Here is a 24,174-nt window from a genome sequence, read left to right on the forward strand (position 1 = left end):
GACTCCTTCCTAGCTACGGCCGGACGGAGTCAGGCCCTCGGGTCGGGAGGCGGTGGACGGCCGTGTCCCGGTGGCTGCGGGGATCCGCAGCTGTGTGCTACGGACGAATTGTGGCGTCAACCGACTGCCCGCGTCCTCGGTTCTGGACTGTGATCGGCGTCATCAGCAGATCAGTCCCTCGCCAAGGAAACACCCGGCTCCGGACGGGCCGATAGCCTTGCGTCCATGCCGGAGCTGCACTTCTTCGAACGTCGCGCGGATCCCCCACCCGCGAAGGTCAACGCCATCACGCTGACCGTCACGTTCACGACGCTCTGGATCCTCGCCACGGTGATCATCGGGGCGCTCACCTTCATGGGACGCGTCCCGGACAAGTACCTCGACGTCTGCTTCGCGGGCCTGGGGATGGGCGTCCTCGCCGTGTGCTGGGGCTACGTGCACGAGTACCGGGCGGCGCGGCGGGAGCGGCGGTAGCGGCGGGTTCCCTTCCGCCGCTGGTTATGTCGGCACCGCTGACGTCGGCACCGCTGACGTCGGCACCGCTGACGTCAGCACCGCTGAGGTCGGCATGCCGCCGCTGAGGTCGGCACGGTTGACGAATACGGGCGCCCGGATCTCATTGTGACGCTGAAGTCACACCGGACACACCTTTCACTCCGTTACCATCGGTAACGGCTCCCCGTCCGTATTCGCTCCGGCGTGTCGCACGTCTCATCCGGCGGGTGGGCCAGGCCTGTCCGCCGCTGGAAATGAGCACCATGACGCACCCCGCCGCCGCCCGAACCCTCGGCCTCCTGCTGGCCGCCGCCCTGACCGCGCTCCTCGCGCTCGTGGCGCCGCCCGCGCTGGCCGCCCCGGCCACTACCGAGCGGCTGGCGGGCGACGACCGGTACTCCACCGCCGCCGCGGTCTCGCGGGCCAACTACGCCCCCGGCGTCGGCACCGTGTACGTGGCCAACGGGCTGGACTACCCGGACGCGCTCGCCGGCGCGCCGCGCGCCGGGGCGGACGGCGCCCCCATCCTGCTGGTGCAGCAGGGTGCGGTCCCCGCCGTCGTGAAGACGGAGCTCGGCCGGCTCAGGCCCGGCCGCATCGTCATCCTCGGCGGCTCGGGCGTGGTGAGCGACGCCGTCGCCGCCGAGCTCGACGCCTACACGAGCGGGGCGGTCTCCCGGATCTCGGGCGCCAACCGCTACGCGACGGCGGCAGCAATCGCCTCCACCTTCGGCTCCGACGTCGACGTCGCCTACGTCGCCTCCGGGCTGACCTACCCCGACGCGCTGGCGGGCGCGCCGGTGGCCGGCTCCGGCAAGGACCCGGTGCTCCTCGTGCGCGGCGACCGCCTCGACTCCCCGGTGGCCGCGACGCTCCGACAGCTGCGACCCCAGTGGATCGTCATCCTCGGCGGCGCCGGGGCCGTGAGCGAGGGCATCGCCGCCGAGCTGCGCGGGTACACGGCCGGCTCGGTGACCCGGATCGGCGGGAGCGACCGGTTCTCCACCGCCGCCGCGATCTCGGCGGACGCCTACCCCGACGGCGCGGACGTGGTGTACCTGGCCAACGGCTACGACTTCCCCGACGCGCTCTCCGGCGCCCCGCTGGCCGGCCGCGAGCGCGGCCCGGTGCTGCTGGTCCGGCCGGGCAGCATCGATCCGACGGTGGCCCTGGAGCTGGCACGTCTCGGCGCGAGCCGCGTGGTCGCCCTGGGCGGGCCCGGCGTGGTCAGCGACGCTGTCCTGAACCTGGCGGCGGGCAAGGTGGAGGACCCGATCCTGGCCGACAAGCCGGTGACCACCGCGCCGGCGGCGACGGACGAGATCGCCAAGATCGCCGCGTCCTACCGGACCCCGGCCGCCAGCACGACCGGCACGAAGGCGATCACGTGGGCGCGCACCCAGCTCGGCAAGCCGTACGGCTGGGGCGAGGAGGGTCCCGAGGCCTACGACTGCTCCGGCCTGACGATGCGGGCGTTCGAGCAGGCGGGCCGGCAGCTCCCGCGTGTCACTCGCGACCAGTGGAAGGCCACCACCCGGGTGTCCCTCGACGACCTGCGCCCCGGGGACCTCCTGTTCTGGTCCAGCAACGGGCAGCCGGACGGCATCTACCACGTGGCGATCTACACCGGGAACGGCATGCGCCTGCACGCGCCGTCGACGGGCAAGTTCGTCGAGGAAGTCGCTGTCTACAACAACCGCCTCCTGCCCTTCGGCGGCCGGGTGATGTGACGACTGGCGGTGCGGCCGAGATCACCGCGCGCCGAAACCGTCGCCGGTTAACCTTTTTCTCAGACCGTTAACGCTCGGCCGCGCCACGCGCGGTTGAGGTAGCGGCCGGCAGTGGCATCAACCGGGGGGAACAACGCCATGTCTGCACCTGCGCTCACGCCCGCGCCCACCGCCTCTCCGGCCCGCCCGGCCGGCCGTCGGCTGGTCACGGTGCTGCTCGCCGCCGTCGTCGCCATGACGGTCTCGTTCGGGCTCGTCCCGACGGCGAGCGCCTCGGACGCCACCGTGGCCGACCGGATCTTCACGCTGCTGAACAAGGCCCGCGCCGACAACGGGCTCCCGCCGCTGAAGCGGGTCGTCGAGCTGGACTCGGTCGCGCAGGCGTGGAGCCAGCAGCAGGCCGCCGAGTCGAGGATGTACCACAACCCGTACTACTCCGAGCAGTACCCGAGCGGCTGGCGGTACGCGGCGGAGAACGTCGCCTACACGGGCGGGACGACCCCCTCGGGCGACAGGTTCCACGAGCTCTGGATGAACTCCCCCGGGCACCGCGCGAACATCCTCAACCCCAACTTCACCCACGTCGGGGTGGGCGTCGCCACCAAGGGCGACCGCACGTACGCGACTCAGAACTTCGCGCAGTACCCCACGTCGGTGACGCTCACCCCGACGCAGCCGACCCTGACCTCGGCGCCGACAACGCCCGTGGAGCGCTGGTCCGGCGCCGACCGGTACGCGGTCTCGGCGAAGGTCTCGGCGGCGAACTTCGACCCCGGCGTGCGGGTGGCGTACGTCGCCAACGGCCTGACCTCCGTGGACGCCCTCTCCGCGGCGCCGGTGGCGGGCATGAACGACGCGCCGGTGCTGCTTACGCGGCCGGGCTCGCTGCCGGCCGAGGTCGCGGCCGAGCTGAAGCGCCTCCGGCCGCAGCGGATCGTGATCCTGGGCGGGACCGGTGCGGTGAGCTCCGGCGTGCAGAGCCAGCTGCGCTCCTACTCGGGCACGGTCGACCGCTGGTCCGGCGCGGACCGCTACGAGGTGTCGGCCGCCGTCTCGCGGGCGAACTTCTCCGCGGGCGAGCCGGTGGTGTACGTGGCCAACGGGCAGACGTCGGTGGACGCCCTCTCCGCCGCGCCGGTGGCCGGCATGCAGGGCGCCCCGGTGCTGCTCACCCAGGCGGGCACGCTACCCGGCGCCGTCGCCCAGGAGCTGAAGCGGCTCGCGCCGCGCCGGATCGTCGTGCTGGGTGGGATTGGGGCGGTCAGCTCGGGGGTGGAGCGTCAGCTCGCGTCCTACGCGGGGTCGGTGAGCCGCTGGTCCGGCGCCGACCGGTACGCCGTCTCCGCGGCGGTGTCGAAGGGCACCTTCTCGGCCGGTGCGCCGGTGGTCTACGTGGCGAACGGCCTCACCTCGGTGGACGCGCTGTCCGCCGCGCCGGTGGCGGGGATGAACGGCGCTCCGGTGCTCCTCACCCAGCCGGGTGCGCTGCCCACGTCAGTGCTCGCCGAGCTGCGCCGGCTCGACCCGGGGCGCGTCGTCGTCCTCGGCGGGACGGGAGCCGTGGGCACCTCGGTCGAGAGCCAGCTCGCGCGCCTGGGCTGAATGGCACCGCCTCGGCGGTGGTGTGAGGCAGCCAGCAAAACTTCGTCGTTCGAGAGGGAACTAGACCGGGGCCCGAGGTGTTTTACTAGGTACCCCCGGGGGCACCGGCGCGGCTTTCCCCCAGACGCGTCGTCTGTCTCCGGGGGCCTTTTTATGTCCGACGGCTTTATGTCCGACGGCGCACGCGTGCACCCGTGCTGCGCGCCGATCTCGTAAGAGCGCCGCCCCGCCGCCGATCTCGCCCCGCCGCTGAGCACGCTCGGCGCGCCGCGCATGCCCTCCGCCGTCGGCACGCTCTGCACGAGTCCGCGCCGGACTTCCAGTACTTTCCGGACGAAAGCGCTCCGCCGTCGCCGCGGATCGGCCAGGATCGTCGGGACGCCTCCAGGAGCTGGTCACGCACGGCTAGCGTCACCAGAAACGGCCGACGCCACCGACCGACGGAGCACCGATGCAGACAGCCGCACGCCGAGGCACCGCCGCGGCCGTCACGTGCACCGTTCTGCTGGCCCTGCCGGTGCTCGTGCTTCTGCCCCTGCTGGTGTCCGTGATGGGGATAAGCACCGCGCCCGGCCTCGACATGGCGCCGATCGCCGCGGGTCTGCTCTGGCTGGTGCTCGCCGCCCTGCCGCTGATCGCCTGGTTCCGCCAGTCCTGGAAACTGGCCGTACCAGCCCTGGCGATCGCCGTCGTCGGGGTCGGGTACGGCCTCTGGATGTTTCTGGGAGGGCTCGAGCTGTCCCGCCAGGACTGCCGCCAGCTGTTCTGCGACCTCGGCATGTACATCGGCCCCATGATCGCGGGCTACTTCGTCGCGGTCGCCGTCGCTCTCGCGCTGCTGGTCCGCGCGCTGCGCCGGGTCCCGGCACGGCCCGCAGGGGTGTGACGCGCGCCTCCGAACAACTTGCGGCAACCGTCCTATTCGTCCCAGGGCCCGGAACGCCCCGGTAGCACGATGGAGGAAGCCCCCGCGGCGGCACATGCCCGGGGGCGTTCCTACGCCGTCGGGAGGTCGAAGCATGGAGTGGTTGCACATCCTGTGGGTTGTGCTGGGCATCGGACTGATGCTCCTGCTCAACATCAGGTGGAACGTCAACGCGATGCTCGCACTGCTGCTCGCAGCGCTGTTCATCGGCTTCCTCGAGGGCTTCCCGCCGCTCGACGTGCTCGCCACCATCCAGAGCGGGTTCGGCTCGACGCTCGGGTCGCTGGCGATCATCGTCGTCTTCGGCGCGGTCATCGGGAAACTCATGGTGGAGTCGGGAGCGGCGCACCAGATCGCAAAGACGCTGCTCGACAAGTTCGGCATCCGGTTCGTCAAGATCGCGATGGTCATCGCCGGCACCGTCTTCGGCCTGGCGATGTTCTACGAGGTCGCGTTCATCATCCTGGCACCGCTGATCATCTCGGTGGCCGTCGAGGCGAAGATGCCGTTCCTCAAGATCGCCATCCCGGCCGTTGCCGCGACGACGACGGCGCACTCCCTCTTCCCGCCCCAGCCCGGCCCCGTGGCGCTGGTTGACGCCTACGGCGCCGACACCGGCATGGTCTACATCCTCGGCCTGATCGTGGCGATCCCGACCGTGGCGATCACCGGCTGGGTGCTGCCCAAGTTCCTCGGGAACCTCGACCGGCCCATCCCCAAGCTCATGCAGGCCGAGAACCCCGTGCGCGAGGACGAGATGCCGTCCTTCGCGGTGTCCCTGTTCGTGCCGCTGATCCCCGCGTTCATCATGATCGGCGCGACGATCGCGAACGTCTGGCTCACCGAGGGCAGCACCGCCTACCAGTGGGTCAACTTCCTCGGGTCCTCCCCCGTGGCCGTGACCATCGCGATGCTGGCCGCGTTCTACTTCTTCGGCATCCGCCCCAAGCGTGGCGTCGAGTGGACCATGAACGGGTTCGCCAGCGCCGTGAAGGACATCGCGATGGTCGTCATGATCATCGGCGCCGGCGGTGCGCTGAAGCAGATCATCATCGACACCGGCATCGGCGACTACATCGGCTCGCTCATGACCGCGAGCTCGATCTCGCCGTACATCATGGCGTGGCTCATCACGGTGCTCATCCGCCTCGCGACCGGCCAGGGTGTGGTCTCCGCCATGACCGCCGCGGGCATCATCGCCGCCGCGCTCATGGACCCGGCCACCGGCGAGCTCGCGGGCGTGAACCCCGCGCTGCTCGTGATGGCGACCGCCGCCGGGTCGAACACCCTGACCCACGTCAACGACGCCTCGTTCTGGCTGTTCAAGGGCTACTTCGACCTGTCGGTGAAGGACACGCTCAAGACCTGGGGCCTGCTGCAGCTGTGCAACTCCCTGGTGGGCCTGGCGATGGTCATGCTGCTGTCGCTGTTCATCGGCTGAGTGCTCGTGGTGGTGGGCCGGCGCGCGTGTGTGCGCCGGCCCACGCGTCTTGTACGCGAGCAGCCCGGCCCACGCGTCTTGTACGCGAGCAGCCCGGGTCACGCGCTGGCCTAGGTCAAGCACGCGTATCAGGGCCGTCGAGTGCGACGTTCTCCACCCAGAGCGAGTCGCTCTAGGTGGAAGATGTCGCACTCGGCGACTGCAGGCTCGGCTCCGCGCGCGCTGCGGCGCTCCATGACCAGCTCCCTGCGTGGAAGCCTCGGCGCGGGGCGAGCATTCACCGCTTCGTCGGACGACGTCTCATCCACAGAGCTGGAGCTCACAAGGGAAGTGTCGCCGTGGAGGCGTCGACGCTTCCGCCATGCGGCGTCCTGATCCGGTCCCTCTCCCCCTCTCGCGCGGGCCCTTCCGCCGCGCAGACGCAACGACTCTGGTGAGCAACCGGGTCATCGACGGCCCGAGCTACCAGCGGCTGCTCAGCGGCGTGCACACGGTGGCCGGCCCGATCACGCACGAGGACCGCGTTCGCGCGACGCGCCTCGCCGTGCCCGCGGCGGTGCTGGCCGGGATCAGCGCGGTCTGGGTGCATGGCGGCGACGTCGCGTGGCCCGATGACCCAGTGGAGGTCATCCTGCCGCCCGACCGCCGAGTGCGAAGCCGCACGCATCTGCGTGTCCGCGGCGACGTGCTCCTTCCCGGCGAGATGATGCGCTCGCGGTTCGGCCCCGTGACCACGCCTGCGCGTACCGCCTTCGACGTCGGCAGGCACTCCGACCCGCTCCGCGCGGTGCCGCTCCTCGACGCGCTCGTCCGCGCCACCGGCGTGACGCGGCAGCAGGTGGAGGACGTCGCCGCCCAGCACCGCGGCGTGCGGCTGATCCGGGAGCTGCCGAAGATGCTCGACCTCGTCGACGCCGGCGCCGAGTCCGTGAGGGAGTCCCAGCTGCGGGTGGTGCTCGTCCAAGCTGGCCTCCCCCGCCCGGTGACCCAGTACACCGTTCTCACGAGCGACGGGATGTTCGTCGCCCGCGTCGACCTCGCCTGGCCGGAGCTGCGGGTGGTCGTGGAGTACGACGGCTCGTACCACGACGACCCGCGCCAGGTCGCCCGCGATCGCGCCCGCGTCAACGCGCTGCGCGCCGCCGGCTGGACCGTGCTCGTCGTGGACCGTCCACAGTTCGCGCGGCGCGACGATTTGGTCGCGATGGTCCGCAACGTCCTGGAGAGCGCGGCCAGCTGAGGTGCCGGGGCAGATCAGAAGGAGGTGCAGGGCAGGTCAGGTGCAGGGCAGGTGCCGGCGCAAGGGCAGGAGCCGGCGCAAGGGCAGAAGCCGGCGCAAGGGCAGAAGCCGGCGCAAGGGCAGAAGCCGGCGCAAGGGCAGAAGCCGGCGCAGGGGCAGAAGCCGGCGCAGGGGCAGGAGGCGGCGCAGGGGCAGGAGGCGGCGCAGGGGCAGGAGCCGGTGCAGGGGCAGGAGCCGGTGCAGCCGCTCGAGTCGGTGCGCGCGGCTGCGCAGCCGCTCAGCCGGTCGTCACCGCGCTCGCGACGGCGAACACCACGCCGAGCACCATCAACCCCGCCCCCACGAACGCGAAGACCTTCACCAGCGTCCAGGTGACCGTATCCCCCTCGACGAACCACCGCGTGGGCGTCTCCGGGTCGTACCGGACGCGCACCCGCTGCCCCACGTCGTAGCCGGCGTCGACCGTGCCGCGGACGAACGGCCCCCCGTAGAGGACCTTCCGCGTGTTCACGGCCGCCGGCATGCGCCGCTCGTACACCCGGCTGTCGACGACGTAGCGGACCACCGGGTAGAACATCTCCCCCGACCGGACGAACCCGACGACCTCGCCGTCGGTGGTCGCCGTGCACCGCTGTTCCTTCCTCGTGATGAGGAAAGACTTCACGGTCGCCGCCGCGACGACGAAGAGAACGCCGATGCCGACGAGGATCAGAGCCGCGATGTGCACGGCCCGTTTGTATCAGAGCGTCAGGCTGCCACCCGGTCCCTCGACGGTCAGGCGCAGATTCGGCTCACCGCGACCGACCTTCAGGTCCGTGCCGATCGCCTGCAGCACCGGCGTGATCTCCTCCGGCCGCGGGTGGGTGGCGACCAGCGCGGCCGGCCTCACCCGCGCCTTCGTGCTGACCGCCGGCGAGGTGGTGGTGCCCCAGTCGATGAGGAACGGCACCAGCCCGGACGGCTCCACGAGGTGGGCCGTCAGGCGCCACTCGAGCAGCGTGCCGTCGGTGGTGCGGCGAGCGCCGTCGTACGCCTCCCCGAGGTCCAGCCCGGCCTCGCGGGCCCGGGCGCGGGCCCCGTCGAGGTCACCGGGATGCGCTGCCCAGGTGACGACGGCGGTCTCACGGACGTCGTCGACCCCGAACGAGCGGGCGCCGGAGAACGTGGTGTTCTCGGGGTCGGCGCCGATGATCTCCAGGTAGGCGTCGCCCCCGAAGGAGACCAGGTAGTTGCGGGTGCCGAACGTGGGGTGCACACCGCCCGGCTCGGGCGCGACGCCGGTGGCCTCCTCGAACTTCTGCACGGCGGTGGCGAGGTCGGGCGTCGCGACGACGACGTGGTCGAGGTGGCGGGGCAGGACGGTGTCGGTCACGTGAGCTCTCCTCCGGGTGCGGGCGTGCGGCGTGGGCGCCGCGGGCACCCGCGGGTTCGCGGGCGTTCGGCACCGTAGCCGTGGTCGGTGGCGGGGCGTCGAGAGCTTTGGCCCGGTTCCGCGGAGCGAGACACGGACCTACGGCGGCGTCGCTACGGCCCGCACCGTGCCACCGGCAGAAGCCGGTGGTCGTTGGTCCGGATGCGCGGCGGACGCGACGACGACGCCCACGCCCCACACCACAGCGAGGGCTCCCCAGTTCGGTCCGAGGCTCGCGCCGACGTCGGGGTAGAGCAGCGAGAAACCGCCGAGGCCGACGGCGGCGAGCCCGGCGGTCCAGCCCGCGAGCCGCACCGACCCCAGGCCGGCGACCGCGGCCACCGTAAGCACCACGAGCGCGAGCGCCGCCGCCGCCTGCTGCGGCCAGTGGTCGACGCTGTTGGTCAGGTACGGGATGTGACCGGGCGACCGGGCCTCGGCGGTCAGGTGCCAGACGTACACCAGCCACGGCACGGCGCCCGCCGTGGCGAGGGCGAGCAGGGGCGCGCCTCGTCGCCAGCGGTCGGGCGTCGCCGGGTCCGCCGGTGACGTCGCGGCCGGCCGGTCCGCGGGCGCCGCCGTGGCTGGCCGAGGCGCCGGTGCTGGCATCACGGACGACCGAGCCTCCGGTGCTGGCACCGCGGACCACCGAGGCGCCGGCGGCACCGCAGCCGGCCGGCGGAGCAGCCACGCGAACACCCAGGCCGCCGCGACCGTGGCCGCCAGGAGGATCGCGCCATTGCGGGAACCGTCGGGGTAGTAGCTGCCGGAGGTGCGCATGAAGCCGCCCCACGGCAGGCCCACGAACACGATGACCGTGAGGACCGACCACACGGCGGTGAGCCGCCGAGGCTCACCTGTCCGGGGCCCGCCGCGGTGGGACCGACCGCCGCGGGGTTCACCGCGGCCGGGCTCGCCCCCGCCAGCAGGCTCGTCACGACGCGGCTCTCCGCGGGGCTCACCGTGCACGGGACGCCGCCCCCGGTACACCCACGCGACGATGCCGGCGGTGAGCAGCTGCGCCACGCCGAGGAGGACGACGGCGACGTCGAGCGCGAGCAACCCGGCCGGCGCGGTGCAGGCCGCGAGCAGCGCGACCTGCACGGCGACCGCCCGGGCCAGGTCGGGGCGGACCACCATCGCCAGCAGCGGCACCACCATGAGGCAGGTCATGGTGACGCCCCAGCCGGCCTCGAGCATCGCGTGCGCGCCGGCGAACAACGGGTGCGGGGACGGGAGGACCACCCACAGATCCGTCGTCGCGAACCCGACGGTGGACCAGGCGAGAGCTAGCACGAGGGCGGACGAGCGGGCCACCGTCGCCCGCTCGGTGGTGGAGGCGCGCGTGGCCGGGGTGGTCGGCGTCGTCGTCGGCACGGCCGGAGCGTAGCGAGCAGGCTGCCGGCCGCGGGTCGGATCGAGGAACCGAGCACAGCTCACCCTCGCGGGGCGGGCGACCGCCAGCGGCCTGCCGCTGCCGGACGGACGCCCGCCGCACCCAGCCCGCTAGCCCAGCCCGAGCACCGCGCCCATCGCCATGACCCCGGCGACGATGAGCACGATGCCGACGATGTCGAAGACGATCCCGGACCGGACCATCTTCATGATCGGCACCATTCCGGTGCCGTAGACGATCGCGTTCGGCGGCGTGGACACCGGGAGCATGAATCCGAAGGACGCCCCGAAGATCGCCGCGACGGCGGGGATGACCGGGTTCACGCCTGCGGCCTCGGCGAGCGGGATCACGATCGGCACCACCACTCCGACGCTGGCGGTGTTCGACGTCGTCTCGCTGATGATGACGGCGATGACGGTGGCGAGCAGCGTCAGGCCGAGGAGCGAGCTGACGCCGAGGAGGTCGCTCAGCGCGCCCCCCATCCGCTCGGCGAGCCCGGTCGACCCGAGCAGGCTCCCGAGGGTGATGCCGGCGCCGAAGAGCAGGATGGTGCCCCAGTCGATCTTCGCGGCGTCGTTCCAGCTGATGGTGAACTGCCGGCGCGAGAAGTCGATCGGCAGCAGGAACAGCAGACTCGCTGCGACGACGGCGACGGCGCCCTCGTTCATCCGCGCCAGCACGCTCTCGTAGAACTCCCCCTCACCGCCGGTGAAGAGGGCGACGACGCCGGGCGTCACCCACAGCACCACGGCGACGCCGAACGCGATGAGGGTGTTGCGCCCGCCGCGCCCCATCGGGCCCAGCTGCTCGCGCTCCAGGCGCACGTACTCCTCCACGCCGGAGATGCGCTTGGTCTCGGGCCGGTTGAGGGCGATGAGGATGAAGCACAGCGCGACGAACATCAGCAGCACGATCGGGAACGCGAGCACCATCCAGGTGAAGAACGGGATGGTCTCCCCCGTCGCCTCCTCGATCAGACCGCGCCCGATGAGGTTGGGCGGGCTCCCGACGGGGGTGAGCAGACCGCCGACGCTCGCGCCGTACGCGACCATGAGCATCAGGGCGGTGGCGAAGCGCAGCCGGCGCGGGTCGAGCTCCTTGCCGGACTCGGCCGACATCACGCCGGCGATGAACGTCACGATGCCGACGCCGATGGGCATCATCATCGCCGCGGTCGCGGTGTTGGAGACGAAGCCGCTGAGCAGGGCGGTGATCGCGCCGAACGCGATGATGATCCGCACCACCGAACTGCCGACGCCCGGCAGGCTGAGCACGCCGAAGGCGAACCGGCGGTCCAGGCCGTGCTTGCGCATGGACTCCGCGATGATGAACCCGCCGACGAAGACGAACAGCGTCGGGTTGCCGAACAGCGCGAACACCTCGGGCGCAGGCGCCACCGAGAAGATCACCACGAGCGAGATCGCCAGCATGGCCGTCACGGGGATCGGGATGGCCTCGGTGATCCAGTAGACGATCACGAAGACGAGGATGCCGGCGAGCCGCTGCGCGGGTTCGTCAAGGGTCCCGGTGGCGAGGTAGACGGCGATCCCGGCGAGCGGCCCGAGGAAGAGGCCGACAGTGCGGCGCAGCCGCTCGAGCCGCTGCTCGGTCGGACTGAGGATCTCCTGCACCTCGTCGAAGGTGCGGTACGTGCCGCCCCCACGCTCGGTGGAGCTGCCGGGCGCCACCGCGATGCGTTCGACGGTTGCGGTGGGTGACGGACCGCCGTCCGCGCCGCGGCCTGTGTCACCGCCCCCGTCAGCTCCGACGGCGTCCGGCAGCGTCCGTCCGCCCTGGTGCTCGCGCCCCTGCCTGCTGTGGCTGTCCGACATGCTCTCGCTCCTTTGCGACGGGCAGATCTTCGTGAGCGACATGATGCTCCACATCGGCTCGACCGCCACTCAGGATAGGGACGAGTGAGGCAGGAATCCATGCCTTGTTCTGGCCTATCTGCAGCGCGTCGGCGGCGAGCACCGCGTGCGCCGAGCACCTCGTGGACCGAGCACCGCGTGCGCCGAGCACCGCGTGGACCGAGCACCGCGTGGACCGAGCACCGCGTGCACCGAGCACCGCGTGCACCGAGCACCGCGTGCACCGAGCACCGCGTGCACCGAGCACCGCGTGCACCGAGCACCGCGTGGACCGAGCACCGCGTGGACCGAGCACCGCGTGGACCGAGCACCGGCGGCTCGTCGAGTGCGACGAATTCTGCGTTATTTCGACGCCATAAGGGCAATTTCGTCTCACTCGACGCAGACCCGCAACCCGCAGGCGCGGCGGCACACGCCTCGACGCAGGGCCGCCGCAGCCGCGGCGCAGGTGAGTACCGGCGCGCCCACAGCAACGGAAGGGGCGTGCCCCACTGCAACGCACGGCGGCGCGCACACCGGTTGCGGGACCGGTGGGCGCGCTGAGGCGTGGGCCGGATGGGTGGCCTACTCGATCCGCGCGATGGGCGCCCCCTGCCTGACGGCGTCGTCCTCGGCGACCAGCAGTCGCACGGTCCCGGCCGCCGGCGCCGTCACCTCGGCGTCGACCTTGTCCACCTGCACCTCGCCGAGCAGCTGCCCCTCGGTGACTTGCTCGCCGTCGGCCACGTACCAGGTGGCGAGCACACCTTCGGTGTCCGGCCTGGTCTCGTCGAGCGGCGGGAAGAGCACGTCGGTCATGCCAGCACCCGCCGGACAGCGGCCTCGATGCGCTCCTGGCGCGGCAGCACCGCGTACTCCAGGTCGTGCGCGTACGGGATGGGGATGTCCGGCATGGTCACCCGCTGCACCGGCGCCTTGAGCATGGACGGGTCCTCGTCCGTGATCGTCGCGGCCACCTCGCCCGAGACGCCGAAGGACAGGTAGTCCTCGTCGACCACCACGAGCCGGCCGGTCTTGCGCACCGACTCCAGGATCGCCGCGCGGTCCAGCGGCACGAGCGAGCGCAGGTCGAGGACCTCCGCGCTGACGCCCTCGCCGTCGAGTTTCTCGGCGACGTCGAGCGCGTGGTGGACGGACAGCGAGAGCGTCACGACGGACACGTCGGTCCCGGGCCGGACCACGTTCGCCTTCCCGATCGGTACGACGTGCTCGCCCTCGGGGACGACGTCGATGGAGCGGCGGTTCTTCGCCATCCAGGGCAGGCCCATGATGCCCTTGTGGAACATGTAGACCACGGGGCCGTCGTCGCGGATGGCGGCGGTCATCAGGCCCTTGGCGTCGGCCGGGTTGGACGGCACGACCACCTTCATCCCCGGCAGGTGCGCGAAGGTGCCCCACAGGCACTGGGAGTGCTGGCCGCCGTCGGAGTACCCGCCGCCGACCGCCGTCGTCAGCACCATCGGCACACGGACGTTCCCGCCGGAGAAGTAGTGGATCTTCGCCATGTGGTTGTAGATCTGGTCCAGGCACACGCCCATGAAGTCGGCGAACATGAGCTCGACGATCGGCCGCATGCCCTCGGTGGCGGCGCCGATGCCCAGGCCGATGAACGCCGTCTCGGAGATCGGGGTGTCGATGACCCGGTCCTTGCCGAACTTCTCGAGCAGCCCGGTGGTGGAGGAGAAGATGCCGCCGTACGCGCCGACGTCCTCCCCGAGGTAGATCACGGTCTCGTCGCGCTCCATCTCCTGCGCGATGGCCTCGACCATCGCCTTGGAGGTGTTGAGCCGGCGGGTCGCCGGCTGGGTGGGGGCTGTGGTGGTCATCGGTTCTCCTCGGCGAAGACGTACTTCATGACGTCGGCGACGTCGGGCACGGGGCTGTCCTTGGCGAAGGCGACGGCGGACTCGACCTTCTCGGAGGCCTCCTCCTTGATGCGGGACACCGCGCCGTCGTCGAGCACGCCGGCCTCGCGCAGGCGCGCCTCGTAGCGCGGGATCGGGTCCAGCTTGGGCAGGTCCGCCAGCCCGGGGCGATAGCCCTGGGCGTCGCCCTCGAAGTGGCCCCACATGCGCAGGGTGGCGACCTCGATCAGGCTCGGCCCCTCCCCCGCCCGGGCTCGCGCGACGGCTCGCCGGGCGGCGTCGTACACGGCGTCGACGTCGTTGTCCTCCACCCGCTCGCCGGGCATGCCGTAGCCGGCGGCGCGCTGGGCGTTGGAGGTGACGGCGGTCGAGGCGGTGCGGGCCACCGAGATGCCCCACTCGTTGTCCTCGACGACGAAGACCACGGGCAGCTTCCACAGCGCGGCGAGGTTGAGGGACTCGTGGAACGCGCCCTGGTTCGCGGCGCCCTCGCCGGTGACGGCGACGGCGATGCCGCCCGTCCCCCGGCGTTTGAAGGCGAACGCCATGCCCAGCGCGGGCGGGTACCCCTCGGCGATGATGCCGGAGCAGGAGAAGTGCGTGTCGGGGTCGAAGAGGTGCATGTGCCCGCCGCGGCCCCTGCCGAGTCCGGTCTCTCGGCCGAAGATCTCGGCGGTCATCTTCCTCAGGTCGACGCCGTGGGCGACGGCGAAGTGGTGCGGGCGGTGGGTGGCGGTGACGGCGTCGTCACGCGTCAGGTGCGCGCACACGCCGGCGGCGACGGGCTCCTGGCCGGCGGAGAGGTGCATCTCCCCCGGGACCAGGCCCTTGCCGATGTCGAAGCCGGGGCCCTTGTCCGCGTGGTACTCGCGGAGGATGGCCTCCTCGAAGGTGCGGGAGAGCACCATCGTCTCGTAGAGCCCGAGCCGGACCTCGTCCGGGAGCTCGGGCGCCGGCGAGCCGGCGTCGGTGCGTGCCGGTACGGGTGCCGGCTGGGTGATGTCTGTCGACATGGTTGCCTCCGTTGGCTCGATGTCCGTGCCTCTCACTCTGGTGGGGGCGCCGGACCGGGGCAACGGCCGTTATTTCAGATGGTGATAGCGGACGCGCCCGCACCCCTCAGGGGGTCGTCAAGATGCTGGTCGGAAGGCCTCGACAAGTGCTGCACCCGGGTGCAGACTCGCCCACACGCCGAGCGGTCGTCGGCGGCTCCGCAGGCGGGGCCTAGGCACCGCGACACTCGTTGGATCCCGTCCACGCGCGCTGGGGCGCTCGGAACAGGGGGGTGGCACCATGGCCACGCTGACCGGCAGGGACACTCGCTCGCACACCGAACTTCCGACGTTCGCCGTCCTGACCGACCAGGGCCGCGTCCGGCTCGTGCTGGCCGGGTCGATCGACCAGCTGTGCATGGCCGACCTGGAGGAGGCTGTCTCCGAGACGGTGCGCACCGGACTGCCCGTCGAGGTCGACACCCGGCACGTCACCTTCATGGACTCCGCCGGGATCGGCGCCCTGCGGACGCTCGCCATCACGTCGCCGCACGGTGTCACCTTCATCGAGCCCGCGGAGGTGGTGCGCTTCCTCCTGCACGTGACGCACCTGGACGCCACGGTGGAGATCGTCCGGAAGGGCTGAGGACCGCCCCGTCACTTCCCGCCCGCGAGGGCGACGAGGCGCGGGGCCTGCCGCGAGCGCTCGGGCATCGCGACGCCCGCCGCGAGCGCGTCCACCCGCTCTCCGATGACGTACCCCTCGGGCGTGCGGGCCAGGTACCCCTCGTGCACGAGGGTGCGCAACAGGTGGTACGTGGTGGCCAGCGGCAGGCCGACGGCGTGGGCGAGCCGCTTGGCGGGCACGGGCCCGCCGGCCGCGCCGACGGCGTCGAGCAGGTTCAGCGCCCGCACGACGGAATTGATCAGGGTGGGCTGCGCTGCCACGGCGGACCTCCTGCGTCCCAGGCTAGACGCGTCGGCCGGGGCCGGGTGGGCCTGAGGTCCCGAGGCGCGGGCGCTGATCGCGGGGCGGGCCGACCCCCTGCGCCGCCCGCCCCGCGCCCAGTCCCCCTCCCCTGGCCGCACGGCTCTCGCACGCGCCGCACGGTTTCGGGGCGGCGCTGCAGCCTGTTCGGTCCTCGCGGGTGACTGGTTGCACCAGCACACCACGGTCATCCCCGCGGGACACGGGCATTGACGGTGATGGGCGGGCGAAATCGTCCGGTCACCCCGGGTGCTAGCGGCGGCGTGATCCGTCCGAATCTCGGGGTGCCTGGCCTTTCTCCGCACCGACCCGGGCACTACCCGGAGGATGCGCGGCACCTGCGGTACGACCTCGGCGCCGCGGACGGCAGCAGCGACGGCGGGAACCTGTAGGCCGACGTCTCGCGGAACTGCCGAGCCTCACGAGTCGCACCATCCGGACACCGTCGGTATCTTGAGGTCGACTTCTCTCTCGGGGGACGACCATGGCGCTCGTTCGTGATCGGCACCGCGACGGTGGGAGAACCCGCCTCGCACGCTGGGTCACGCGCGGCCTCATGACGATCGGCGGCACCGGGATCGTCGTGCTCGCTACCGCCGGGTTCGCCTCGTCCGCCTCCGCCGACGACGGCGAGTCGCTGGCCGGCGAGGTGGTCGCCGGGGTCACCGGCACGGTCGGCGAGGCGACGGCGATCGCGCCCCCGGCAATCGGTGCCGCGACGCAGGAATTCGTCACCGAGGTGACCGCACCGATCTCGAGCGAGGCGGAGCCCGCCGTTCAGCGGGCGGTCGAGCCGCCACGCGACGTCGCCGCCCCGGTCGTGCTTGGAGCCGTCGAGCCCTCCGCTGCGGTCGTCGAGCCAGCCGTCCGCGACGTCGTCGCGCCCGCGGTCGTGGGCGTCGCCCCTGCTGTCGAGCAGGTGGTCGCCCCGGTGGCCGAGAACGTCGCCGCACCCGTGGTCGAGGAACTGACGCCGGTGACGAACGCGGTCACCGACGTCCTCGCTCCTGTGGTGAACGGCGTCGTCCGACCCGTCACCGACGCGCTGGAGCCCGTCAGCGGTCCGGTCACCGAGGTCTTGGTGCCCCTGCTGCCCGTCGCGGACAGCCCGGCCCCCGGCCTGAGCCAGAACCCTGAGGTCGACGACGTGCCGGCTGGCGTGAACCCCGGCGCGGGACCGTCGATCGACGCAGGACCTGCCCCCAGCCCGGTCTCATCAGCAGCTCCGCCGCCCGACCGGGCAGCCGGTGGGGCCGCCGATGCGAGCGAGGCCGGTCGAGCAGTCCGCGTCGCCACTGCGGCGCCGATCGCCGCGGGAAGCCAGGACGGTGCAGTTCCCGGAGCCGTTACCGACGGCTCCACGTCGCCCAGCCCGCCGTCTCGCGTTCCGGCACCACCCGGTTCCGCCGGCACCTCCCACGGGGCCGGCTCCGCCGACGCCGACCTGGCGCGCAGCCTCGACCTGCCCCCGAACGACCTGAGTCTCTCTCCCGCCGCGGCCCCGCCGTCGGCCTTCCTCGAGGTCCTGCTCGAGATCTCCGTAGCCCCTGACTGACGGGGGCATGGCGGCCCCTCGGCCGCCGTGCCGACAGGCGCGCCCACGCGCGCACCAACCCATCAGCCAGGAGGAAGTCCCATGCGTATCTACCTTCGCCGAGCGCTGCGCACAGCGCTCCTGACCGGCGGTCTCATGGTCGCCGGCACCGCCGCGGCACACGCCGCCACCGACGGCCTGGTCGGCGACATCGCCGACGACGTCACCGTCGTCGCCCCCGTCACCGCACCGGTGACCGTCGACGGCGTCGACGTCGGCGTGCTGGGCGACGCCACCACCGAGTCCGGCGGGGCCGCCCCCGCACCGGCCCCGCCCGAGGTCACCGTCACCGGCGCCTCCGCGGACGCCGAGCCCGACGACGGCGGCGCACTGGTCGGCGACGTCGCCGAGGACATCACCGTCGTCGCACCCGTCACCGCACCGGTGACCGTCGGCTGCACCTCCGTCGCCGTCGTCGGCGACGCCGACGCCGAGTGCGCCGGCTCCCGACCCGCCAGCGGGCAGGACGTGGCGGTCGCCGACGCCCCGGAGGACAGCTCCGAGGGCAGCGCACTGGTCGGGGACGTCCTCACCGACACCGACGTCGTCGCCCCCGTCACCGCACCGGTGACCGTCGACGGCGTGGCCGTCAGCGTCCTCGGCGACGCGAGCACCCAGTCCGACGGTGCCGCCCCCGCGGCCACCCCCGGCGACGTCACCGTCACGGACAGCACCGACAGCACCGACGGCGGTGCGCTGGCCGGGGACGTCCTCACCGACACCGACGTCGTCGCCCCGGTCACCGCACCGGTGACCGTCGACGGCGTGGCCGTCAGCGTCCTCGGCGACGCGAGCACCCAGTCTGACGGTGGCACCCCCGCGGCCACCCCCGGCGACGTCACCGTCACGGACAGCACCGACAGCACCGACGGCGGTGCGCTGGCCGGGGACGTCCTCACCGACACCGACGTCGTCGCCCCGGTCACCGCACCGGTGACCGTCGGCGGCGTCGCCGTCAGCGTCGGCGGCGACGCCGTCTCGGGTGACCTCTCGCCCGCCGAGCCGAGCACCCCGGCCGCTCCCACCGACCCGAGCGGCCAGGCTGCTCCGGGCGACCCGAGCGTCCCCGGTGAGCCGATCTCCCCGGACTCGCCCGCGGGCGCGCCGCTCACCCCAGCCGATCCCGACGGGTCGGGCGAGTCCGGCGTGCTGTCCTCCGGCGTCAGCGCCGGTGGCCGCTTCGGCGTCGGTGCGGTTCTCGGAGGCGGGATCGGTTCGGAGCCGCTCGGCTCCGTAGCAGCCGCTTCGGCGGCAGCCGCTTCGACAGCTGCCACCGCGGCAGCGTCGGTGCCGGCCGGCTCCGATCGCGACGCGCTCGCCGACACGGGGATCAGCACCACCGCCACTGGCGGTCTCGCGGTCCTGCTCCTCGCGGGCGGCGCGGCAGTGATCGGCCGCCGCACCCTCGCCGCCTGAGCTCCCGAGGGCTCTGATCGCCGTCGCGGCTCGTCGGTCCCACCTCCGGGGGGCCGGCGGGCCGCGGGCGCGGCCCGGCGGCGGCGAGCACCGACGATGCCTGCCGAGCCTGGCGACCGCCATCTCCGCCGAAGACTGCGTCCTGGTCGGTCGCCCTCGGCACAGATGGCGGTCCTCACGGGCGCGGCCCGGCGGCTACACGTCCCGCCAGCGCCCGCCCACGCGCTGGGTCAGTGCCGGCCCGCTCACCTCCGCCAGGCCACGTGCGGTCTCGTGCACCCGCGCGGCCACGAGGCGCGCCTCGCCGTCGTCGGCGGCGGTGAAGCGCACGGTGATCTGCGGCCGGCCGGCCACGATGCCCACGTCCTTCGCCTCGACGGTGGTGGTCTCAGCGGCCGCGCCGGCCGCCTCGGGCAGCAGCAGCTCGGGCGCGACGCCCGGGTGGAGGAGGCCGACGATCAGACGCACGCGGTACGAGGGCACCGAAGCATTCTTCAGTACGCGCCGCGCCCCTTGAAAACCTCGCGCACCGTCTTCAGGACGAGGATCAGGTCCCCGCTCAGCGACCAGTTCTCCACGTAGCTGAGGTCCAGCCGCACGCTCTCCTCCCACGAGAGGTCCGAGCGGCCCGACACCTGCCACAGCCCCGTGACGCCCGGCTTGATGAGCAGCCTGCGGTGGACGTGCCGCTCGTACTGCGCCACCTCGTGGGGCAGCGGCGGCCGCGGGCCCACCACGCTCATCCGGCCGCGCAGCACGTCCCAGAACTGGGGGAACTCGTCGAGGGAGTGCCGGCGCAGGAACTGGCCCACCCGGGTGATGCGGGGGTCGTCGGCGATCTTGAACAGCACGCCGTCGCCGAGCCCGCGGTCCATGAGGTCGGCGAGCCGGGCCTCGGCGTCGACCGCCATGGAGCGGAACTTGTGCATGTGGAACGGCCGGCCGTTCTGGCCCACCCGCTCCTGGCGGAAGAAGACCGGCCCGCCGTCGTCGACCTTGATCGCCAGAGCCACCGCGGCGTAGAGCGGGGCGAGCAGGATGAGGGCCGCGGACGCGAAGACCACATCCATGGTCCGCTTGACCACGTGCTCGGCCCCGGAGAACCTGGGCAGGTCGACGTGGACCACGGGCAGCCCGTCGACCGGGCTCTGGTGGATGCGCGGGCCCGCCACGTCGGTGAGCTGGGAGACGAGCAGCAGCTCGGCCGCCCCCTCCTCCAGCTCCCAGGCGAGCTCCTTGACCTCGTTCGACGGCATCCTGCCGGCGATCAGCACCGCACCGAGGCGGGGGTCGCGGGCGGCCAGCCGGAGCTCGTCCAGGGAGACGCGCGGCAGCTCGGGCACCGGCGGCGTGCCGGTCACCCCACCCAGCTCGGAGCCGGTGAGGGAGACCGCCACGGGCGCGTACCCGGCCTCGGGGTGCTTGAGCATCCGGTCGACGGCGCACGCCACCTCGTCGGCGTCCCCGACGACCACGGTGCCGGTCAGCGCCCGGCCCTGCTTGCGCACGCGGGACAGGCACTTGCGCCACGCGAGCCGGCCCGCGAGGACCAGCAGAAGGCCGACGGGGAGGGCGACGACGAAGACGCCCCGGGAGAGCTCGACCGGGCCCAGGTAGGAGACGATGGCGATCCCGCCGAACGCGGCCAGCGTGGCGACGAGGACCCGGCGGTACTCCTCCAGCCCCGCCCCGATCAGGCGCCGCTTGCGGGTGTCGAAGGCGCTCAGGCTGACGAACCAGACGACGGCGATCAGCACGCCGACGGCGTCGTACCCCAGCTCCAGCGGGCCCAGCTCGAGGTTGTTCGGGTTGCTGCCGAACCGGGTCAGTGCGGCCACCCGCAGCGCCACGACCACCAGCACGAGGTCGGTCAGCGCCAGCACGGCACGGTAGCGCCGGTCCCACGGCCCGCCGGGGTCGGGGGCCAGCGCCGGCCACATCCAGAGCCAGACCGCCCGGGTGCCGGCAGCCCGCGCCGCGCGCGTGCGCGGCTGGTCCAGCTCCGGCACCGCGCGGAGCATCCGGGCGGTGGTGGTCAGGACGCGGTCCATGGTCGCGTGCCCGGCGGGGCGCGGGGCCGCGAGCGGCCCGGGCCGTGATACACGCTTCAGCATCGCCGCTCCTGCCCCGGTGTCGTCGGTCGGGTGAGGAGCCCACTTCAGCAGCAATGGCCGCGTTCGGGACCGGCTCCCCCCGCTGAATGCGGGGTGATCCAATTCCCTCACCCCCGCCCCTGGTCAGGGTGATGGGGTAGCGCGGCCCGGACGGGTTAGGGACACGGGGTACCCCGCCCCATACCTTTCGGCACGACGGTCCGGCGCCCGTGTGGTGCGCAGCGGCGTACGCCCCGCGCCCGCCCGGCCCTCAGCGCAGGAAGGCCGCCGCCACCCCCGAGTCCACGGGCACGTGCAGGCCGGTCGTCTGGACCAGGTCCGGGCCGGTGAGCGCGAACACGGCGGCGGCCACGTGCTCGGGCAGCACCTCGCGCTTGAGCAGCGTGCGCTGGGCGTAGTACTTCCCCAGCTCGGCCTCCTCCACGCCGTAGACCTTCGCCCGCTGCGCGCCCCACCCGCCGGCGAAGATGCCCGAGCCGCGGACCACGCCGTCGGGGTTGATGCCGTTGACGCGGATGCCGTGCTCGCCCAGCTCGGCGGCGAGCAGCCGCACCTGGTGCGCCTGGTCGGCCTTGGTGGCGGAGTAGGCGATGTTGTTCGGCCCCGCGAACAGGGAGTTCTTGGACGCGATGTAGACGATGTCCCCGCCCATCTCCTGCGCGATCATCGCCCGGGCGGCCTCGCGCGAGACGAGGAAGGACCCGCGCGCCATGACGTCGTGCTGCAGGTCCCAGTCCGCCGCCGTGGTCTCCAGCAGCGGCTTGGAGATGGACAGGCCGGCGTTGTTCACCACGAGGTCGACCCCGCCGAAGGCGAGGCACGCGGCGTCGACGGCGGCCGCGACGTCGTCCTCGCGGGTCACGTCCGCCCGGACGGCGACGGCGACGTCGGGCCCGCCGAGGGCGTCCACCACCTCCTGGGCCTTGGCCTGGTCCAGGTCGGCGACGACGACGCACGCGCCCTCCGCGGCGAGCCGCTCCGCCGTCGCCCGCCCGATCCCCGACGCCGCCCCGGTGACCAGCGCGATCCGGGTGGCCAGCGGCTTGGCCGGGGGCATCCGGCGGAGCTTCGCCTCCTCCAGCGCCCAGTACTCGATGCGGAACTTCTCCGACTCGTCGATCGGGGCGTAGGTCGAGATGGCCTCCGCGCCCCGCATGACGTTGATCGCGTTGACGTAGAACTCCCCCGCCACGCGCGCGGTCTGCTTGTTCCTCCCGAAGGAGAACATGCCCACCCCGGGGACGAGCACGATCGCCGGGTCGGCGCCGCGCATGGGCGGGGAGTTCGGGCCGGCGTGCCGGTCGTAGTAGGCGGCGTAGTCGGCGCGGTAGGTCTCGTGCAGCTCGCGCAGCCGGGCGGTGGCGTCCTCGAGGGAGGCGGTGGCGGGCAGGTCGAGGACGAGCGGCCGGACCTTGGTGCGCAGGAAGTGGTCCGGGCACGAGGTCCCCAGCTCCGCCAGAGGGCCGAGCTTCTCGCGGGCGAGGAAGTCCAGGACGACGGCGGAGTCGGTGAAGTGCCCGACCTGCGGGGCGTCGGTGGACGCCAGGCCGCGGATCACCGGCGCGAGCCGGGCCGCCCGGGTGCGCCGCTCGTCGTCGGGCAGGGGGTCGAAGCCCGGGCGCACGGCGCCGAACGGATGACGGCCCTCGAGCTCGAGCGCGGCGGTGCGCCGGGTGATGAACTCCTCCGCGGTGCGGATGATCTCCAGGGAGCGGGCCTCGCACTCCTCCGAGGTGTCGCCCCAGGCGGTGACGCCGTGCCCGCCGAGCACGCACCCGATCGCCCGGGGGTTGGCCTCCTTGATCGCCGCGATGTCCAGCCCGAGCTGGAACCCGGGCCGTCGCCACGGCACCCACACCACGCGGTCGCCGAAGATCTCCCGGGTCAGGCGCTCGCCGTCGGCGGAGGTGGCGACGGCGATGCCCGAGTCGGGGTGGAGGTGGTCCACGTGCGGGGCGTCGACCAGGCCGTGCATGGCGGTGTCGATCGACGGCGCCGCGCCGCCGCGGCCGTGGAGGCAGTAGTCGAACGCGGCGACCATCTCGTCCTCGCGGTCCACGCCCGGGTACACCCCGACCAGGGCGCGCATCCGGTCCAGGCGCAGGACGGCCAGGCCCTTCCCGGTGAGGGTGCCGAGGTCGCCGCCGGAGCCCTTGACCCAGAGCAGCTCGACGTCCTGGCCGGTCACCGGGTCGGTGTCGGTGCCCTTGGCGGAGGTGTTGCCGCCGGCGTAGTTGGTGTTGCGCGGGTCGGCGCCCAGCCGGTTGGAGCGGGCGATCAGCTGCTCGGGTGCGGATGTCATGCGAACCTCTCTCAGATTTCCGGGTCCTCGCTCAGACGTCTCGCGAGAACGGGAGGGGGTCAGCCCCAGATGGCCTCGGACATGGGTCGCAGGGCGAGCTCGGTCAGGCGCATGCCGCGCGGGCGGGTCACCGCGTAGACGGCGAGGTCGGCGACGTCCTCGGCCGTCATCATGGCCTGCACCGTGGGGTCGTCGTGGCTGCGCCCGCGCCCGCCGCCGACGGCGAACTCGGTGTGCACCCCGCCGGGGCACAGCACGGTGACGCGGATGCCCTTCTCCCGCAGCTCGCCGTCGAGCGCCCGGCTCAGCCCCACCTGCCCGAACTTGGAGGCGCAGTAGACGGCCTCGCCGGGGAAGCCGCGCCGGCCCGCCTCGCTGGCGACCGTGACGAGGTCGCCCTGCACGCCGGCGTCGAGCATGCGCGGCACCGCGGAGCGGTAGAGGTGGATGGTGCCCAGCAGGTTGGTCTCGATCATCTCCACGGAGCGCTCGAGCGGGGTGTCGACGAAGTCGGCGTAGTGCCCGACCCCGGCGTTGGCGACGACGATGTCGGGCACGCCGAGCTCGCCGGCGACCCGGGCGACGGCGTCCTCGACCGCGTCGGCGGAGCGGACGTCGCACGCGATCCCGAGCGCGCCGGCGAGGCCGAGGTCGGCCCCGGCACGGGAGAGCAGGCCGAGCCGCACGCCCTGGGCGTGGAGCTGGGCGGCGAGGGCGGCGCCGATCCCGGAGCTGGCGCCGGTGATGACGGCGACCCGCCCCTCGAGCGGCGTGGTGGTCTCGGTGGTCATG

Annotated in this window: 21 protein-coding genes and 1 pseudogene; 9 read left to right on the forward strand and 13 right to left on the reverse strand. The window is 72.8% G+C overall.

What is annotated here, in order from left to right; translation table 11 throughout:
- Window positions 1–225 precede the first annotated feature (225 nt).
- Window positions 226–474, forward strand: a complete 249-nt coding sequence (locus tag ABD774_RS06380; RefSeq protein ID WP_345038946.1) for a DUF2530 domain-containing protein — start codon at window positions 226–228, stop codon at window positions 472–474.
- A gap of 34 nt (window positions 475–508) precedes the next feature.
- Here the strand turns inward: ABD774_RS06380 and ABD774_RS21670 are convergent.
- Window positions 509–601, reverse strand: a pseudogene (locus ABD774_RS21670) (pentapeptide repeat-containing protein); the annotation flags it as partial.
- Window positions 602–758: 157 nt separating this feature from the next.
- On the opposite strand from ABD774_RS21670, the gene ABD774_RS06385 reads away from it, so the two are divergent.
- The 5 genes from ABD774_RS06385 (at window position 759) to ABD774_RS06405 (ending at window position 7,433) form a co-directional block, all read left to right on the forward strand.
- Window positions 759–2,225: a cell wall-binding repeat-containing protein gene (locus ABD774_RS06385; protein ID WP_345038948.1), complete on the forward strand. Its 1,467-nt coding sequence runs from the start codon at window positions 759–761 to the stop codon at window positions 2,223–2,225.
- Between the two features lie 138 nt (window positions 2,226–2,363).
- Window positions 2,364–3,827 (forward strand): cell wall-binding repeat-containing protein, encoded by a 1,464-nt coding sequence (locus ABD774_RS06390; RefSeq protein ID WP_345038950.1) that lies wholly within the window; start codon window positions 2,364–2,366, stop codon window positions 3,825–3,827.
- Window positions 3,828–4,278: 451 nt separating this feature from the next.
- Window positions 4,279–4,713: a hypothetical protein gene (locus ABD774_RS06395; RefSeq protein ID WP_345038952.1), complete on the forward strand. Its 435-nt coding sequence runs from the start codon at window positions 4,279–4,281 to the stop codon at window positions 4,711–4,713.
- Between the two features lie 133 nt (window positions 4,714–4,846).
- The gene (gene gntP / locus ABD774_RS06400) at window positions 4,847–6,193 is read left to right on the forward strand and encodes a gluconate permease GntP (protein ID WP_345038955.1); all 1,347 of its coding nucleotides are present in this window, start codon (window positions 4,847–4,849) and stop codon (window positions 6,191–6,193) included.
- Between the two features lie 433 nt (window positions 6,194–6,626).
- Window positions 6,627–7,433 carry a DUF559 domain-containing protein gene (locus ABD774_RS06405; protein WP_345038957.1) on the forward strand — a complete coding sequence of 269 codons (807 nt, stop codon included), beginning with the start codon at window positions 6,627–6,629 and terminating at the stop codon, window positions 7,431–7,433.
- A gap of 277 nt (window positions 7,434–7,710) precedes the next feature.
- On the opposite strand, the gene ABD774_RS06410 is transcribed toward ABD774_RS06405, so the two are convergent.
- The 7 genes from ABD774_RS06410 to ABD774_RS06440 all read right to left on the reverse strand — a co-directional run bounded on the left by ABD774_RS06410 (window position 7,711) and on the right by ABD774_RS06440 (window position 14,884).
- Window positions 7,711–8,160, reverse strand: a complete 450-nt coding sequence (locus ABD774_RS06410; protein ID WP_345038959.1) for a DUF3592 domain-containing protein — start codon at window positions 8,158–8,160, stop codon at window positions 7,711–7,713.
- A gap of 12 nt (window positions 8,161–8,172) precedes the next feature.
- A complete protein-coding gene (locus ABD774_RS06415) occupies window positions 8,173–8,805 on the reverse strand; it encodes a VOC family protein (protein WP_345038961.1) in 633 nt (210 codons plus the stop codon).
- Between the two features lie 138 nt (window positions 8,806–8,943).
- Window positions 8,944–10,221, reverse strand: a complete 1,278-nt coding sequence (locus tag ABD774_RS06420; RefSeq protein ID WP_345038963.1) for a hypothetical protein — start codon at window positions 10,219–10,221, stop codon at window positions 8,944–8,946.
- Window positions 10,222–10,350: 129 nt separating this feature from the next.
- Window positions 10,351–12,072 (reverse strand): SLC13 family permease, encoded by a 1,722-nt coding sequence (locus ABD774_RS06425; protein ID WP_345038965.1) that lies wholly within the window; start codon window positions 12,070–12,072, stop codon window positions 10,351–10,353.
- 603 nt (window positions 12,073–12,675) lie between these two features.
- The gene (locus ABD774_RS06430) at window positions 12,676–12,909 is read right to left on the reverse strand and encodes a lipoyl domain-containing protein (protein ID WP_248257578.1); all 234 of its coding nucleotides are present in this window, start codon (window positions 12,907–12,909) and stop codon (window positions 12,676–12,678) included.
- Entirely contained in the window at window positions 12,906–13,937 is a 1,032-nt protein-coding gene (locus ABD774_RS06435; protein WP_345038969.1) for an alpha-ketoacid dehydrogenase subunit beta, read from the reverse strand. The genes ABD774_RS06430 and ABD774_RS06435 overlap by 4 nt, the downstream gene beginning before the upstream one ends.
- The gene (locus ABD774_RS06440) at window positions 13,934–14,884 is read right to left on the reverse strand and encodes a thiamine pyrophosphate-dependent dehydrogenase E1 component subunit alpha (protein WP_486327279.1); all 951 of its coding nucleotides are present in this window, start codon (window positions 14,882–14,884) and stop codon (window positions 13,934–13,936) included. The genes ABD774_RS06435 and ABD774_RS06440 overlap by 4 nt, the downstream gene beginning before the upstream one ends.
- A 385-nt stretch (window positions 14,885–15,269) precedes the next feature.
- Between ABD774_RS06440 and ABD774_RS06445 the strand changes: the two genes are divergently transcribed.
- Window positions 15,270–15,614 carry an STAS domain-containing protein gene (locus ABD774_RS06445; RefSeq protein WP_345038975.1) on the forward strand — a complete coding sequence of 115 codons (345 nt, stop codon included), beginning with the start codon at window positions 15,270–15,272 and terminating at the stop codon, window positions 15,612–15,614.
- A gap of 11 nt (window positions 15,615–15,625) precedes the next feature.
- Here the strand turns inward: ABD774_RS06445 and ABD774_RS06450 are convergent, their stop codons facing one another.
- The gene (locus ABD774_RS06450; RefSeq protein WP_345038977.1) at window positions 15,626–15,916 is read right to left on the reverse strand and encodes a helix-turn-helix domain-containing protein; all 291 of its coding nucleotides are present in this window, start codon (window positions 15,914–15,916) and stop codon (window positions 15,626–15,628) included.
- 596 nt (window positions 15,917–16,512) lie between these two features.
- Here ABD774_RS06450 and ABD774_RS06455 point away from each other — a divergent pair.
- Window positions 16,513–17,511 (forward strand): hypothetical protein, encoded by a 999-nt coding sequence (locus ABD774_RS06455; protein WP_345038979.1) that lies wholly within the window; start codon window positions 16,513–16,515, stop codon window positions 17,509–17,511.
- 81 nt (window positions 17,512–17,592) lie between these two features.
- Complete coding sequence (locus ABD774_RS06460) at window positions 17,593–18,966, forward strand: hypothetical protein (RefSeq protein ID WP_345038982.1); 1,374 nt, start codon at window positions 17,593–17,595, stop codon at window positions 18,964–18,966.
- Window positions 18,967–19,161: 195 nt separating this feature from the next.
- Here the strand turns inward: ABD774_RS06460 and ABD774_RS06465 are convergent, their stop codons facing one another.
- The 4 genes from ABD774_RS06465 to ABD774_RS06480 all read right to left on the reverse strand — a co-directional run bounded on the left by ABD774_RS06465 (window position 19,162) and on the right by ABD774_RS06480 (window position 24,173).
- Entirely contained in the window at window positions 19,162–19,449 is a 288-nt protein-coding gene (locus ABD774_RS06465; protein WP_345038984.1) for a hypothetical protein, read from the reverse strand.
- A gap of 11 nt (window positions 19,450–19,460) precedes the next feature.
- A complete protein-coding gene (locus ABD774_RS06470) occupies window positions 19,461–21,080 on the reverse strand; it encodes a sugar transferase (protein WP_345038986.1) in 1,620 nt (539 codons plus the stop codon).
- 250 nt (window positions 21,081–21,330) lie between these two features.
- Window positions 21,331–23,382 (reverse strand): bifunctional aldolase/short-chain dehydrogenase, encoded by a 2,052-nt coding sequence (locus ABD774_RS06475; RefSeq protein WP_345038989.1) that lies wholly within the window; start codon window positions 23,380–23,382, stop codon window positions 21,331–21,333.
- A gap of 59 nt (window positions 23,383–23,441) precedes the next feature.
- Window positions 23,442–24,173, reverse strand: a complete 732-nt coding sequence (locus ABD774_RS06480; RefSeq protein WP_345038991.1) for an SDR family oxidoreductase — start codon at window positions 24,171–24,173, stop codon at window positions 23,442–23,444.
- Between the last annotated feature and the right edge of the window lies 1 nt (window position 24,174).

The sequence above is a fragment of the Georgenia daeguensis genome (assembly GCF_039537705.1).
GTDB lineage: Bacteria > Actinomycetota > Actinomycetes > Actinomycetales > Actinomycetaceae > Georgenia > Georgenia daeguensis.

Bases quoted from the DNA above. Each gene is read 5' to 3' on its own strand.
- ABD774_RS06380 (WP_345038946.1), top strand. From the start codon at position 226: ATGCCGGAGCTGCACTTCTTCGAACGTCGCGCGGATCCCCCACCCGCG.
- ABD774_RS06385 (WP_345038948.1), top strand. From the start codon at position 759: ATGACGCACCCCGCCGCCGCCCGAACCCTCGGCCTCCTGCTGGCCGCC.
- ABD774_RS06390 (WP_345038950.1), top strand. From the start codon at position 2,364: ATGTCTGCACCTGCGCTCACGCCCGCGCCCACCGCCTCTCCGGCCCGC.
- ABD774_RS06395 (WP_345038952.1), top strand. From the start codon at position 4,279: ATGCAGACAGCCGCACGCCGAGGCACCGCCGCGGCCGTCACGTGCACC.
- gntP (WP_345038955.1), top strand. From the start codon at position 4,847: ATGGAGTGGTTGCACATCCTGTGGGTTGTGCTGGGCATCGGACTGATG.
- ABD774_RS06425 (WP_345038965.1), bottom strand. From the start codon at position 12,072: ATGTCGGACAGCCACAGCAGGCAGGGGCGCGAGCACCAGGGCGGACGG.
- ABD774_RS06430 (WP_248257578.1), bottom strand. From the start codon at position 12,909: ATGACCGACGTGCTCTTCCCGCCGCTCGACGAGACCAGGCCGGACACC.
- ABD774_RS06435 (WP_345038969.1), bottom strand. From the start codon at position 13,937: ATGACCACCACAGCCCCCACCCAGCCGGCGACCCGCCGGCTCAACACC.
- ABD774_RS06440 (WP_486327279.1), bottom strand. From the start codon at position 14,884: ATGGTGCTCTCCCGCACCTTCGAGGAGGCCATCCTCCGCGAGTACCAC.
- ABD774_RS06445 (WP_345038975.1), top strand. From the start codon at position 15,270: ATGGCCACGCTGACCGGCAGGGACACTCGCTCGCACACCGAACTTCCG.
- ABD774_RS06455 (WP_345038979.1), top strand. From the start codon at position 16,513: ATGACGATCGGCGGCACCGGGATCGTCGTGCTCGCTACCGCCGGGTTC.
- ABD774_RS06460 (WP_345038982.1), top strand. From the start codon at position 17,593: ATGCGTATCTACCTTCGCCGAGCGCTGCGCACAGCGCTCCTGACCGGC.
- ABD774_RS06470 (WP_345038986.1), bottom strand. From the start codon at position 21,080: ATGCTGAAGCGTGTATCACGGCCCGGGCCGCTCGCGGCCCCGCGCCCC.
- ABD774_RS06475 (WP_345038989.1), bottom strand. From the start codon at position 23,382: ATGACATCCGCACCCGAGCAGCTGATCGCCCGCTCCAACCGGCTGGGC.
- ABD774_RS06480 (WP_345038991.1), bottom strand. From the start codon at position 24,173: ATGACCACCGAGACCACCACGCCGCTCGAGGGGCGGGTCGCCGTCATC.